This is a genomic window from Streptomyces sp. SID5910 (assembly GCF_009862125.1).
In the GTDB taxonomy this organism is placed as follows: domain Bacteria; phylum Actinomycetota; class Actinomycetes; order Streptomycetales; family Streptomycetaceae; genus Streptomyces.
Window position 1 is genome coordinate 1 of sequence record NZ_WWHX01000136.1, and the last position, 694, is coordinate 694.

Annotated in this window: 1 protein-coding gene and 1 pseudogene; both read right to left on the reverse strand. The window is 74.1% G+C overall.

Annotation, left to right across the window (positions count from 1 at the left end; translation table 11 throughout):
* Positions 1–212: pseudogene (locus GTW67_RS04920) on the reverse strand (RNA polymerase sigma factor SigF); the annotation flags it as partial.
* Positions 213–307: 95 nt separating this feature from the next.
* On the reverse strand, positions 308–694 hold a 387-nt coding region (locus tag GTW67_RS04925; protein WP_161163566.1), incomplete at its 5' end, for an ATP-binding protein.

The window sequence follows — 694 nt, forward strand, 5'->3', positions numbered from 1 at the left end:
CCGGCCGCGAAGCGGACCAGGGACATGTTCATCTCGATCAGCGTGTTGCGCGCGTACTGGTACTCGGGCGTGCCCTCTTCCAGGACCGTGAGCTGGTCGAAGAAGAGCTTCGACAGCTCCCGCGCGTCCCTGGGCGCCACCTTGGACGGGTCCGCGATCTCCGGCATGCCGGTGAGCCGCTGTCCGGTGGCCTGCGCGGTCGTCGTCGCCATGATGTGCCCTCCCTCTAGGTCGGCCCCTGTCACTGTCCCGTATCGGCCGACGACAGAGCGCCTACCCCGGCCCACGACTCGCACACCTGCGCGCTTCACGCGTGCGGCAGCCCCAGGTGGAGGCGGACCGCCGTGCCGTCGTCCGCCGTGTGGGTCCGCACCAGGTCGGCGACGTAGTGGACGAGCAGCAGTCCGCGTCCGCCGATCTGTCCGTGCTCCGGCGGCCGGCGCCCGGCGAGGGGATCGGTGAGCCGCCCCGGGTCGCGGACCTCGCACACCACCTGCCCGGCCTCGGCCCAGACGGCGAGCGTCCCGCGGCCCCCGCCGTGCACCACGCTGTTGGTGGTCAGCTCGGCCACGGCCAGCTCCAGGTCCGGCAGCCGCCGCTCGGCCAGCCCCAGCGCCCCGGCACGCTCCACGGCGAAGCGGCGCGCGTCGGGAAGCTCCTCGGCGCCGAACGGCAGCACGGCGGCGTCCGGCGG